Origin of the sequence: Vibrio sp. qd031, from assembly GCF_002100145.1 — a bacterium.
Lineage (GTDB): Bacteria > Pseudomonadota > Gammaproteobacteria > Enterobacterales > Vibrionaceae > Vibrio.
Window position 1 is genome coordinate 502997 of the sequence record NZ_JXQD01000025.1, and the last position, 14058, is coordinate 517054.

General features: G+C 47.8%; 10 protein-coding genes. 7 read left to right on the top strand and 3 right to left on the bottom strand.

What is annotated here, in order from left to right; genetic code table 11:
• Positions 1-3: 3 nt before the first annotated feature.
• From ST37_RS14295 to ST37_RS14305, 3 genes are all read right to left on the bottom strand, one after another.
• Positions 4-2055 (bottom strand): TonB-dependent receptor, encoded by a 2052-nt coding sequence (locus ST37_RS14295; RefSeq protein WP_084887524.1) that lies wholly within the window; start codon positions 2053-2055, stop codon positions 4-6.
• A 275-nt stretch (positions 2056-2330) separates the two neighbouring features.
• The gene (locus ST37_RS14300; protein ID WP_084887526.1) at positions 2331-3242 is read right to left on the bottom strand and encodes a DNA-binding response regulator; all 912 of its coding nucleotides are present in this window, start codon (positions 3240-3242) and stop codon (positions 2331-2333) included.
• Positions 3220-6603 (bottom strand): ATP-binding protein, encoded by a 3384-nt coding sequence (locus ST37_RS14305; RefSeq protein ID WP_084887528.1) that lies wholly within the window; start codon positions 6601-6603, stop codon positions 3220-3222. Before ST37_RS14305 ends, ST37_RS14300 begins: the two co-directional genes overlap by 23 nt.
• A gap of 431 nt (positions 6604-7034) precedes the next feature.
• Between ST37_RS14305 and urtA the strand changes: the two genes are divergently transcribed.
• The 7 genes from urtA to ureA all read left to right on the top strand — a co-directional run bounded on the left by urtA (position 7035) and on the right by ureA (position 14053).
• Entirely contained in the window at positions 7035-8312 is a 1278-nt protein-coding gene (gene urtA, locus ST37_RS14315; RefSeq protein WP_084887532.1) for an urea ABC transporter substrate-binding protein, read from the top strand.
• 114 nt (positions 8313-8426) lie between these two features.
• On the top strand, positions 8427-10058 hold the full coding sequence (gene urtB, locus ST37_RS14320; protein ID WP_084887534.1) for an urea ABC transporter permease subunit UrtB: 1632 nt from the start codon (positions 8427-8429) through the stop codon (positions 10056-10058).
• A gap of 10 nt (positions 10059-10068) precedes the next feature.
• Positions 10069-11226, top strand: a complete 1158-nt coding sequence (gene urtC, locus ST37_RS14325) for an urea ABC transporter permease subunit UrtC (RefSeq protein WP_084887536.1) — start codon at positions 10069-10071, stop codon at positions 11224-11226.
• Positions 11223-12074, top strand: a complete 852-nt coding sequence (gene urtD / locus ST37_RS14330) for an urea ABC transporter ATP-binding protein UrtD (RefSeq protein WP_084887539.1) — start codon at positions 11223-11225, stop codon at positions 12072-12074. Before urtC ends, urtD begins: the two co-directional genes overlap by 4 nt.
• Before the next feature lies 1 nt (position 12075).
• Complete coding sequence (gene urtE, locus ST37_RS14335) at positions 12076-12771, top strand: urea ABC transporter ATP-binding subunit UrtE (protein WP_084887541.1); 696 nt, start codon at positions 12076-12078, stop codon at positions 12769-12771.
• Positions 12768-13700, top strand: a complete 933-nt coding sequence (locus ST37_RS14340; protein ID WP_084887543.1) for an urease accessory protein UreD — start codon at positions 12768-12770, stop codon at positions 13698-13700. Before urtE ends, ST37_RS14340 begins: the two co-directional genes overlap by 4 nt.
• 50 nt (positions 13701-13750) lie before the next feature.
• Complete coding sequence (gene ureA, locus ST37_RS14345) at positions 13751-14053, top strand: urease subunit gamma (protein ID WP_084887545.1); 303 nt, start codon at positions 13751-13753, stop codon at positions 14051-14053.
• Positions 14054-14058 lie beyond the last annotated feature (5 nt).

The following is a 14058-nucleotide window of genomic DNA, read 5'->3' on the forward strand; positions in this document are numbered from 1 at the left end:
GCCTTAAAAGTCGAGCTTCAGTCTTGCTGAATAGGATGTCTCAATATAACTAGGAACGGTGAACACCTCTCTACTGTTGTCGTACTCGAGCTCATTGTCATGAAAAAGGTTGGTTCCTGTAAGGCCAACTTGCAATGAAGGAGTTACCTGCCAGTTCCAGCTTAAATCAAGCGCTGCATAATCGTCCGTTTTGTAAGCATCTCCTGTTTCATATCTTAGCAGTGCAAAGAGAGAATGGTCTTCATGAAGTGACAGCGCAGCCTTAGTCAAAAACTGTTGCAGCGCAGTATCAAACCCAATAGCAGTGGTGGTGCCATCGGCGAGTTCGTATTCGTAATCCGTATAACTAAAACCAAATTCAGTTTTAAGGTTTGGTAGGGCTTGCCAGCCAATCACCCACTCACCGCCATAAGTGACCAGTTCAGCATTGCTCACCATAGACCAGTTATAGTTTGACGCAGATAAGTATTGCGCTAAAGCGGCAAAATTATTAGTAAAAATGGCAGTTTGAATGTCGGCCTCAGATGCACCAAGCACTAACTCAGGCTCAATGGCCAGAACATTTCTTGCCTGAGTATAGAAAAGAGACACATCGCTCGAAACACCGCTTAAGTTAATCCGATACCCTGCTTCTATGGAATCAGAGGTCTCAGCATCAATATTATCGTTACCGACAACGGTACTGCTGATATAAGAGTCATCGATGGCTGAAACACCAGTTTGTAGAAACTCAGAAACGGCGACACCATTTGCTTTAACCGAAAGGTTGTACTCTACGTAAGAGGGAATTCTCACACCTCTTGAAAGCGATGCCCATGCGGTACTTGTATCATTGATAGTCCAAATCAACCTTCCCATTGGCTGATGTTCCCAACCCGTAAAAGAGTTGTGTTCAGATTTATTACCCACGACTAAGCGTAACTCATCAGACAGTAAATCGAATTGAGCTTGAGCGAATAGACCATAAACTATGAGTTTGTCTTCGTCTGAAATCGTAGACACATAGTCGGTATTCTCAATATCAATCCCGATATATCGATAGCTCGCGCCAAAATCGAGTTTAGTTTCGCTAAGCTGAGTATTAATTTGATAGTCAGCATCAAACTGATGCTGGTTTTCTTTGTAATAAATTGTGTCAACCTCTAGGTCGAAATAGGCGATTTGCAACGCTTGACTAGAGTACTCGTTCAGCCAATGTTCTAACCGGGCATTGCCGGCATAAGAGCGACGATTATCCGATGCAGCCTGATACACTTTTCCGTAAGTAGTTGATGGGATCTCTAGGGTATTGTCGTAATCAGCATCTAGATAACGGCCTTGGGCTTGCAAAAAGAGGGACTCATTTAAGTTTAGATCTAACCTACCCCCAATGCTGTTTGATGCTGTCCCATCATTGGCTGCGGTATTGTTTTCTGTGCGAGATAAACCATCAGAGCTATCACCAAAAGCGAATACCCGAAAAGCGCCCGCCGTGCCTATTTCACTGCCATACCGGATACTAGCATCATAAGAACTGCCTGTGCCCACCTGACCCATCGCGGTTAAGCCTCGGCTATCTTCACTGTGTTTGGTGATAATGTTGATGACGCCATTGGTGGCATTACTTCCCCAAAGTAAACCACCTTGACCACGAACAACTTCAATTTTTTCAATGTCATATAAAGGAAGGTCAAGTGTTTCCCAGTTAACCCCAACATGCACAGCATCGTAAACACTGCGGCCATCGATCATCACTAGCAATTTACTTGAGTACCTTCCCGCCGTGGCGCGAGCAGTTATAGCCCAAGCGTTGTTGTCTATTTTTCTCACTTGTATTCCAGGAACAAGTGTTAGGGCCTGGGGAATTGAACTGACTCCAGACTGCATGATTTCATTTCCCGAAAGGACATAGACTGATGCTCCGGTTTCTTTGGTTGACTGTAATCTTTTCATTACTGAAGACAACTGGACGTCGGAGTCCATCAAAGAATCAAGGTCGAGTTCTTGTATTGACGTATCATTTGCAAGCGCAATAAATGGTATTAAACCTGCCCATAGGGCAATCCCTGTTTTCATTTTCTAACTAAACTCCCACCTAAATTTCTTTAATTTGCTTTTATAAATTCTTACAATTAGGTGTTGACAGCGGGTAAATATAACTGATGTTGACTCGATGCTCTCATTAATGATTTTGTAAATAAAGATAAAATCCAAATTTTGGCGTGTATCTGAAGTTAAATTGATCTGACCGGGGGTTTCATGGGCCTTTCGTTTGGCCGTTTACGTTAGTAAGGAAAGTTGTTCAGGCAACAGTTTGAGATTTACTCGTAATCGACCCTTGTGTACACCGGTCATAAAGGTTCGTGACCTTCAAGCACTCGTATGGAAATACTCGCCGCCGCGGTGCGATTATCCACATCTAGCTTTCTAAATATCTGCTCAAGGTGTTTGTTGATGGTTCTGGGACTAATATCCAAAATCTGCGCAATTTCCCAGTTGGTTTTACCAAATGAAAGCCAATACAGCACTTGCGACTCGCGCTTAGTCACGTTGAGCGCAGCTTGCAGGTCTTGCTCTTTGCCCATGACTTTTTGGGTGACTAAACGAATGAGAGAGTGGAGTTGGTCATAGTCGCCGGCGTATTCTGCCTGAAGAGGCGTTTCAAAATAGTGCAGGGCCAATGGGGTGGTTCGCTGCTCCGATTTAAGCCAAACAGCGATCTCAGATCCGATGGTTTCCCAGTCGTCGACTAAATTGCCGCTTAATTCTTCTAGCAGTTCCTGTGCGTGTGGGGTTGCCCATTCAAGCTTGCCGCTTTGAGATACGCAAAAGATGTATTGGCCAGCGTAATCAAGTGCAATTTGCGCCGATTTAGCTAGCTTGGCGTTGTGGCTGTGCGCTTTAATTCGCGCCAGTACTTCATTGGGCACGACGGGTTTGGTGATGTAATCGACACCACCAACTTCAAACCCTCTAACAATGTGCTCGGAATCGTTGAGTCCGGTCATAAATAGGATGGGGGTAGACGGGAGTTTTTCTTTAAGGCGAATACAGGTTTCAAAGCCATCCATCTCTGGCATGACGGCATCAAGCAAAATAACGTCAGGTTGCACTTTATCCACAATCGACAGCGCTTGCAGCCCGCTTAAAGCGACAAGGACAGTGAGCCCTTCCTGATTTAGCGTAGCGTTTAGCATCCCCAGAGATTCAGGTGAGTCATCGACGACAAGGGCGATTATGTTATTGGACTGGATAATGCTCATTTATTAACTCATCTAGGTGGGTGACAATTTTCTGAAAGTTACACTGTGACATATCGCTTTTGAGTGTAGCGTAAAAAGCGCTATTGTTTTGCTGCGCCGTTTGTAGCTCAGTGACTTTATCATTAAACGCAGACATGAATCCGATAGAGGCATAATCGCGCAATATGATTAAGTCTTCGTTACTAGGAATCTCTATAGTTTTGCTTTCGGTAGTGTCTTCAACATCATCAGCTTGGCCAATCTTTGCGTCAAAAACCCAATCGATGGCGAGCAGCTTATTGAGCTTTGCCAGCAATAAGTCACGGTCAACCGGTTTGCTTAAGTAATCATTATGATACTGAGCCAGCAGGTTACTTTTCTCAAGCTCGTGAATATTGGCCGACAGCATCATAATGGGGTTGCGGATACCTTGCTTTCGCAATTGGATGGCCAATTGCCAGCCACTGACTTGTGGCATGGTAATGTCTAGAATGAATAAGTCTATAGGATGATGTTTAATCAGCTCTAAAGCCGTGTCGGCACCGTCTGCTAGCAACACAGTAAACCCTAGTGGCGTTAGAATATTGCTGACCAAATTGCGCTGATCTTCAATGTCATCAACCACCAAAATAGTTTGTCGGTTGCCTCGATAGGCGATGATGTCGCCGCTTGCTAACTCGCTAATTGTGTCGGCTGCGGTGATAGGTGAGACCATCAATTTAAGCACAAATGTACTGCCTATGCCGAGCTCACTTCGACAAGATATCTCGCCACCCATCATACTCGCAAGTGCATTAGAAATGGTCAGTCCCAGGCCAGTGCCAGAGACCTTGTTTGCGTGAGTCGACTCAATGCGTTCAAAGGGCTTAAACACCAGTTCTTGCTCTTGTTCAGACAAGCCCACACCCGTATCTTCAACTTCAAAGCTTGCTACTTGATTGCGGTAATGGACATTGAATTTAACCGAACCATTACGGGTATACTTAACCGCATTAGTCAGCAAGTTTATTAGTATTTGGCGAAGGCGCTGCTGATCCGAAGCAATATGAGTGGGCAAGTTGGGGCTTGGGTGGTACTCAAAGGTGAGCCCCTTTTGGGCGGCCTGCATCGAAAACATGTCGACTAACTGCTCGAGCAGGTTGTGTAAATTAAACTCCTCATAGCGCAGCTCTAACCGGCCCGCTTCTATCTTAGATATCTCTAACAAGCCTTCAATGAGGTTAGCCAAGTGCTCCCCATTTCGGTGAATGGTGTGAGCGTAATCTCGCGTCTGTTTATCCAGCTCTTTGTCGTCGCCAAGTAACTGTGAATACCCAAGCAACACGTTAAGTGGGGTTCTTAACTCATGACTTAAGCCGGCCAAGTAGCGGCTTTTAGCATTGTTTTCAGTCTCCGCTAGTTTTTTAGCTTGTTCCAGTTGATGCGAGGTGACTTCGTGCGCTTCGATTTCGTGAACCAGCAATTGGGTGTGCGACTGTAATTCATTAATGGCCGATTTAGTACTATTGCGCGCAAGTACCAGTAAACCACTGATGATCCCTACGGGAATAAGGAGCATCACAAAAGCTTTAATTAGGCCGAGGTGAATGTTTTGCATGTCCTGCGATGAGACAAAGGGTATTTGGTTATACGCGACAATAAAGATGCACCCCATAAAGGTACTGACAATGGTGAGCACCGCGAAAAACTGTCCAACGGGCGATGAAATCTTGCGTAGCATCGACAAGGGTACAAATGGGGCCAACATCGTATGCAGCTGTTGTGACAAGGTGGCTTGTGGGCGACATTTGTTTTGGCAGCGCACATCCAATGAGCAGCACAGCGAACAGACATGTCCACCGTAGGCTGGGCAATAGGCCATGTCTTCGGTTTCAAAGGCAATTTCACAGACGCTGCAACCAATATCGCCATGGTGGTGTCCTCTAATCTCGGTGTCAGAGTCCACCAAGTAGTAGCGGCCTTTGGTAAGATAAGCGATGAGTGGGGCAGTAATAAAAGGCAGGGCAAACGCGATATAAGAGGCAAAGGCCTTAACCGTGTCGTTGTACATATCTAGGTGCGCAGTGAGCCCCACGTAAGAGGCTATGATCATCGAGCCAAGCCCGACTGGGTTAATATCAAACAGCTTAGAGCGTTTAAACTCAATCCCCGATGGGCTTAATCCAAGCGGTTTGTTGATCACCAGATCCGCCACCAATGAGCCTATCCACGCAAGGACCAATACAGAATAAATCTGTAGGGTTTTTTCGAGCAGTTGATAAACGCCCAGCTCCATGAGCAGCAACGCTATGATCACATTGAACACCATCCACACAACGCGACCAGGGTGGCTATGGGTAAGGCGAGAGAAAAAGTTGGACCAGGCCAATGAGCCTGCATAGGCGTTGGCAACATTGATTTTAAGCTGAGAGATGATCACAAACACACCGGCCATGATCAGCGCCAGTTGGGTATTTTCGGTGATGGCACTAAACACATTTAAGTACATGTTGGCGGGATCGCCCGCCACAGACGCGGCAACACCAGAGCTAATCGCAAGCCAAGCTAAAAAGCTTCCTAGTACCATTTTGGCTGCGCCAAACAGTATCCATCCAGGACCGCCTAGTAATATAGCCAGCCACCATTTGGTGCGGCCACACTCTTTTTGTTCTGGCAAAAAGCGCAGGATATCGACCTGTTCGCCAATTTGGGCAACCACCGACAACAGTACCGCAGAGGCTCCACCAAACAGCAACCAGTTAAACTCACTGTGCGAGCCAGAAATCCCTGCATATTGCAGCCAGTTTTCGACATCGGTTTGTGGGTGACTGAATACGTAAAACACCGCCACTAACTGCATTAACAGCCATAGGGGCTGTGAAAACATTTGAAAGCGACTGATGTTGGTGATCCCAAGCACCACGATAGGGATCACGATGACTGCGCTGAGTATGTAACCCCAAAACAGAGGCAACCCAAACATTAGCAGCAGTGCCATCGACATAATGGCGGCTTCTAAAGCAAAAAATATGAAGGTAAACGAGGCATAGATGAGTGACACAATGGTCGAGCCAATGTAGCCAAAACCGGCACCTCGACTCAAAAGGTCGATATCGACCCCGTGCTTAGCGGCGTAGTAGCAAATGGGGATCCCGCTAAACACCACCACGCCAGACACAGCTGCGATCGCCCACAGCGCATTAATGGTGCCGTAAGAAAGGGTGATCGACCCCCCTAATGCTTCGAGCACCAAAAAAGAGACAATGCCAAGAGCGGTATTGGCTATCCAGCCAGACGACCATTTTCGAGCTCGCTTGGCGGTAAAACGCAGCGCAAAATCTTCTAATAGCTCGTTGGCAACCAGCCGATTGTATTTTCGCCGTATAGGTGGAACTTCATGCATAAAGTGGGTTCATTTCTCAATAAAAAGTCGATCCGTCGTTTGGGTGAGCTTCCGTTTTAGGGCTATTGCTGTGTGTGCATACCCCGCACAATTGTGTGTGCGATTTCCGCAAGGCGCCGTAAAATCATCCATGATGGCTCAAACACGGCGTCCTTGCCGTGTATCCTTGCTCCAATCACACACACAATTGCGCTCAAAAATTTTTTACTCTCTCGCCCTAAGAATTTCTGCTCCTCAATCCCTCTTCGATTATACGCATAAAAATTCATCAAAGACTATGCGTAATTTGACGTACATAAGCTGCCCTAATTGCGCATACCCAAATCCGAGTGATGGGTGAATACTAGAGGTAGATGTTTGATAGGTCAGCGTGTGCTTTTCTGCCCTGTTACTGGTTTTACTTCAAAACAAACGTATTAAGGAAATCACTCATGAAAAGGAATTTAGTTGCTAGTTCGTTATTGGCGGCATCACTGTTTAGCATCCCTGCAATGGCAGCGGAAGACACCATCAAGGTCGGTGTTTTACACTCGCTCTCTGGCACCATGGCAATCAGTGAAACCACACTGAAAGACACGGTTATGATGCTGGTGGACGAGCAAAACAAAAAGGGCGGATTGCTTGGTAAGAAACTGGAAGCGGTCGTGGTCGACCCTGCGTCAAACTGGCCACTTTTTGCAGAGAAAGCTCGCGAGCTGATCGAAAAAGAGCAGGTGGATGTGGTGTTCGGCGGCTGGACTTCAGTATCGCGCAAATCGATGCTACCTGTATTTGAAGAGCTTAACAGTATCTTGTTTTACCCTGTTCAATACGAAGGTGAAGAGTCGTCTAAAAACGTTTTCTATACTGGCGCTGCGCCAAACCAACAAGCTATCCCAGCGGTGGATTACTTAATGAATGAGCTTGAGGTTGAGCGTTGGGTATTAGCAGGAACCGACTACGTCTATCCGCGTACAACCAACAAAATCTTGGAGTCGTATTTGGCGAGCAAAGGCGTTGCTGAAGCCGACATCATGATCAACTACACGCCATTTGGTCATTCTGACTGGCAATCAATCGTTGCTGACATCAAACGCTTTGGTGGCGAAGGCAAGAAAACCGCGGTGGTATCAACCATCAATGGTGATGCCAACGTTCCATTCTACAAAGAGCTAGGTGCACAAGGTCTTTCGTCTGAAGACATTCCAGTCATTGCGTTCTCGGTAGGTGAAGAAGAGTTGTCCGGCATGGATACCGAACCACTAGTCGGTCACCTAGCGGCTTGGAACTACTTTATGAGCGTTGACACCGAATCGAACGAAGAGTTTGTGGAAGTGTGGCAAGAGTTTATTAAAAGTGAAGACCGCGTAACTAACGACCCAATGGAAGCGCACTACATTGGATTTAACATGTGGGCACAAGCGGTGACCAACGCAGGTACTACAGATGCAGAAGCAGTACAAGATGCGTTGATTGGTGTCTCTGTACCGAACTTGTCAGGTGGTTATTCAACCATGATGCCAAACCACCACATTACTAAGCCAGTATTGATTGGTGAAATCCAAGACGACGGTCAGTTTGATGTGGTGTGGGAAACAACAGGTCTGGTTGCCGGTGACGCTTGGTCAAACTTCCTGCCAGAGTCGGCGAAGCTCTACTCTAGCTGGGCCAAACCGTTCTCTTGTGGCGCGTACAACATCGAAACTAAAACTTGTTCTGGCGCACAGTAACTGAGTAAACCCTGAGTGATCCGGCTTGCTGGAGCACTCTCAATAGTTTGTCTATTTTGGCGGCGCAGGTTCTTTTCTGCCTCGTCATTTACGCTCGCAAACGAGCAGGAAGTCATGCACATGGTGTCAAATTTATTGAAAGCAGTCTTGCTAATGTGGGCATTTACCGCCGCGTCTTGGGCCGAGGTAAATGACACAGCAAGTTTCAACGCTGCGCTGCTTGGCAAGAACAATTCAGATAAGACTCAAGCCATAGAGTGGTTGGTGGGCACTCAGTCTTCAGAGCAAGCCAAAACGTTGCTCAGCGCATGGTTAGAAGGCGATCTCTACTATTATGGCGACCGCAAAAGCGAACACTACCAAACCTTTTATGTGGTGGAAAACCCCAAAACCGATAGCGTTGCCCTAGCGGCATGGAGCGATTCGACCCTTGCTATCGACAATTCAAGAGATTTCAAAAAAGTACGAGTGAATAACCGCCTGCGCGGTGAAATTCGTGCAGAACTTGCGTCAATCGGCATTAATAGCGAACTGCAAAATGAGCGGTACAACGCAGTATCAACGTTATTAGGCACTACCGACGATGACTTACTGGCTGCATTGAGCAAGCGACTCACCATTGAAAATGATTCAGACGTCACCGAGATGATTGAGCTTGCGCTAGCAATTGATGCGGCCAAAGACAGCGCGTTAGACGAGCCTAGCCGAATTGCCGCGATAGAAACTGTCGCTGGCTACAAACTGCCTATCGTCGCGCAAACACTCAACCAAGTGGCTAACGATGTTGAAGAAAATTCGCCGGTTTATGAGGCTGCCAACAAAGGCATTGCCACCTATCAGCAGTATCAATCCCTTTATACCGGAATCGAAACCGCCTTTTTCGGACTGAGTTTAGGCTCTGTACTGGTGCTTGCGGGCATCGGCCTTGCGATCACCTTTGGCGTGATGGGCGTGATAAACATGGCCCATGGTGAGCTGATCATGATTGGCGCATACACCACCTACGTGATGCAGTTATTGCTGCCTAATCATGTCGGCGTTGCCTTAATCCTTTCTATTCCAATGGCGTTTATCGTCTCTGGCTTGGTAGGCGTTGCCATTGAGCGCAGCGTGATCCGCCATTTATATGGTCGACCTCTTGAAACACTGCTGGCGACCTTTGGTATCAGTTTGATTTTGCAACAAGCGGTTCGTTCGATCTTCTCACCGCTTAACCGCTCTGTGAGCACACCTGAATGGATGTCGGGTGCGCTGCAAATTAACCCAATGTTGTCACTTACCTATAACCGCCTTTATATCGTGCTGTTCTGCTTCTTAGTGTTTGTGGGATTGCTGATGGTGCTTAAGAAAACACCACTTGGCTTGCAGGTTCGCGCCGTCTCGCAAAACCGAGCCATGGCGCGCGCTATGGGGATCCGCTCTGAGCGCGTGGACGCAATGACCTTTGGTCTGGGATCTGGGGTTGCCGGAATTGCTGGAGTGGCGCTGTCTCAGTTGACTAACGTCGGACCTAATATGGGACAAGCGTACATTATCGACTCCTTTATGGTGGTGGTATTTGGTGGCGTCGGCAACTTATGGGGCACGTTGGTCGCAGGTCTTAGCCTTGGACTCTTTAACAAAGTACTCGAACCGTGGACTGGCGCAGTCTTGGCTAAGATTTTGGTTCTAGTGTTCATCATTTTATTTATTCAAAAACGTCCAAGAGGGCTATTCCCTCAACGCGGACGAGCAGCTGAAGGATAAGGAGCGCAGTATGCAGTCGAAGTCTTTCGTACTTTCAGCTTTTAAAGGTGACCGTGGTGGCCAACTGACGCTACTGGTCATTTTGGCGGCTACGATTTTAGTTCCGTTAGCCAACACCTTATTACCCTCAGGTCACCCATTGCATGTCGAGACCTTTACCATCTCGCTGATGGGGAAATACCTCAGTTACGCCATGTTAGCGCTGGCACTGGATTTAGTGTGGGGCTATTTGGGTATTTTGAGTTTGGGACACGCCGCGTTTTTTGCCATAGGCGGTTACGCCATGGGAATGTATTTGATGCGCCAAATTGGTACTCGTGGTGTGTATGGCGACCCAGTGTTACCCGATTTTATGGTGTTTCTAAACTGGGATGCGTTGCCTTGGTTTTGGCTTGGCTTTGATCAGTTTTGGTTTGCTTGCTTGATGGTGGTGTTGGTGCCAGGTGCCTTGGCTTACTTGTTTGGTTATTTAGCGTTTCGTTCGCGGGTATCAGGGGTGTATCTCTCTATCATGACCCAAGCATTAACCTACGCATTGATGTTGGCATTTTTCCGCAACGAAATGGGTTTTGGTGGCAACAACGGTCTGACCGATTTTAAAGATATTTTAGGCTTTAGCTTGCAAAGTGATGCCACCAAAGTTGCGCTGTTTGTCGCGACCGGTGTGGCACTGATGCTCAGCTATGCCGTGTGCCGAATAGTGGTAAGCAGTCGTCTAGGGCGAGTCGCGTTGTCGATTCGCGATACCGAATCACGCACCCGATTTATGGGCTATGACGTGGATGGCATTAAGTTGTGGGTGTTTGTATTGTCCGCAGTTATTGCTGGGGTAGCAGGCGCGCTGTATGTCCCGCAGGTGGGCATCATTAACCCAGGTGAGTTTGCACCGCTTAACTCGATTGAGGTGGTGGTGTGGGTGGCTCTTGGTGGTCGCGCAACGTTGTTCGGTGCGATTGTTGGGGCTCTGATTATTAATTACGCCAAAAGTTGGTTCACGGTTGAGTTTCCCGAGGTGTGGCTATTTGCTTTAGGTGGCTTGTTTGTGCTATCGACCATGTATTTGCCTCAAGGGGTGATTGGTTTTGTCAGCGAGCGCAGTGCTCAACTCAAATCTCGTCTTGGACGGTCAACGCCAGACGCCGCTAATACCAAGGAGGCCTCTGCATGACAGAGCTAAAACAACTTGAGCAGCTCAAGCGTAACTACCAGTCGTTTACTCGTCGTGATGAGGTGTTCTCTTTTCTAAAGCCGGATGTGCATCCGGCCATCGATACTCGTCACAATGTATTGCTGTATATCGAAGGGGTAAACAAAAGCTTCGATGGGTTTAAAGCGATCAACGATTTGAACTTGTATATCCGAGAAGGCGAGCTTCGCTGCATTATCGGTCCAAATGGTGCGGGTAAAACCACCATGATGGACATCATCACAGGCAAAACCAAACCAGATTCGGGTGAGGTTTGGCTCGGGTCGAACATTAACCTTCTTAAAATGAATGAAGCCGAGATTGCCAATGCGGGTATCGGTCGAAAATTTCAAAAACCAACCGTCATTGAATGTCTAAGTGTTTGGCAGAATCTCGAACTGTCGATGGCGGGAGCCCGCTCAGTGTGGGGAACCTTTACCGCGCAAATGAGTGGCGAGCAGCGCGACAAGTTGGCGTCTGTACTCGAGCTTATTCACTTAAAAGACGACGCGGCAAATCTGGCTAAAAACTTGTCTCACGGTCAAAAGCAGTGGCTAGAAATTGGCATGCTGCTGATGCAAAACCCGAAGCTTCTGTTGGTGGATGAGCCAGTAGCAGGAATGACACACCAAGAAATGGACCGCACCTCAGAGCTGCTGAATTCTCTTGCGGGAAAACACTCAGTGGTGGTGGTTGAGCACGATATGGACTTTGTCCGCTCCATTGCCAGTCACGTTACCGTTTTGCACCAAGGGCATGTGCTAGCAGAAGGCAGCATGGATCAGGTCCAAGCCCACCCCGAAGTCAAACAAGTGTACCTTGGAGAGTAGCATGCTAGAGATTGAATCACTGAACCAGTATTACGGTGAAAGTCATACCTTGTGGGATCTTAATATGAGTGTGCCTGAGGGGAAATGCACTGTGTTGATGGGGCGAAATGGCGTCGGTAAAACCACGCTGTTGCAATGCATCATGGGCTTGGTATCGGTAAAGAGCGGCGACATAACGCTATCTGGTCAGTCGCTGCTGTCCATGGAAACCGAAGAGAGACCACGCCACGGCATCGGTTACGTACCTCAAGGCCGCCAAATCTTTCCGATGCTGACGGTTCAGGAAAATCTCGAAGTGGGTTTGCCGATACGCGCCAAAGGTGATCGCCAAATTCCAGAATTTATCTTTGACTTATTTCCGGTACTCAAAGAGATGCTGCATCGCCGAGGAGGCGACTTATCTGGGGGTCAACAGCAACAACTGGCGATTGGTCGCGCGTTAGTGGTTGAGCCTAAGCTATTGATCCTTGATGAGCCGACAGAGGGTATTCAACCTAACATCGTACAAGAGATTGGTGACATTATCCGTATGCTCAACGAGAAGATGGGGTTAACCGTGTTGCTGGTTGAACAAAAGCTTCCCTTTGCGCGAAAAGTCGGCGACGTGTTTTGCATTTTAGACAGAGGCAGACAAGTGGCGTCGGGCGATATCAAGCAGTTGGACGAGCGTTTAATCAAAGAGTACCTCACTGTATGACGATGGTGAACGAATTAACGAAGCCAGGTCCCCAGCTGCTTACCCAAAGCCCGTCGCTTCGAGCCATAGATCAAGTGATCGAAGACGATATTCGTGAGGGTTGGAAAGCGGACTTGTCGCTGTCGTTTACTCAACGCGGCGATAAAACGGTGCTCAAACATCGTCATCAAAGTGGCCCACTGGCCATCCAACGCCCGTTATATCCAGATGGCACTACCTGTCACGCCTACTTATTGCATCCCCCAGGTGGCGTGGTGGGTGGTGACACTTTAAACATCGACATCACGGTAGAGAGTAATGCCGAGGTGTTAATTACAACACCTGGCTCGACTAAGTTTTACCGTTCTAATCACCGATACGCACAGCAAAAGCAAGTTCTTCGAGTAGAGGCTGGCGGGCGTTTGGAATGGTTTCCGCAAGACAATATTTTCTTTCCTCACGCCCATGTTCGCCTAGACACCGATATTCGCCTTGAAGGCGATGCACAATTTTGGGGGTGGGAGCTTAACTGTTTTGGGCGTCCTGCTCTGGACGAGCCGTTTAGCGCGGGGCACCTGATTGGAAAGACGCAACTGTTTATTGACCAAAAAATCATCCTCACTGAAGGCATACAGATGGTGGGTGGCGATGAACTGTTAATGGAAAAAGGACTGCTCAACTACCCATTGATGGGCACGTTATACATTCGACATTTTGAGTCGTCGCTACTTGAGCCGATTCAGGCATATCTCACCGAGCAAACAACTGCTTCGGCAGCCTCACCCACGAGTTGGATTGCGGGTGCGACTGAGTTGGAAGGGGTAATAGTGATGCGCGCGCTTGGGCATTGGAGCGAAGATCTTATTAACCTTTTTGGCGATATTTGGCGATTAACGCGCGGAAAGATGACAGGGGCAACCCCGGATAAACCACGGATTTGGGCGACTTAAAGAAAGCAAAAGTCATCAGTTGGGCAAAGGATACAAAGGCGGATAGCGGTATGGAACTGACACCGAGAGAGAAAGACAAATTACTGATTTTTTGCGCGGGCATGCTTGCCAATCAGCGCAAAGAGCGAGGCATAAAACTGAACTACCCAGAGGCGATAGCACTGATCAGTAGCGCAATATTAGAAGGGGCCAGAGAAGGAAAAACAGTGGCGCAATTGATGGATTATGGCCGCACCTTGCTCGGCGTTGAAGATGTGATGGACGGTGTTGCGTCGATGATCCCTGATGTTCAAGTGGAAGCGACGTTTCCTGACGGCACCAAGCTTGTCACGGTGCATGAACCGATTGTGTAAACAGG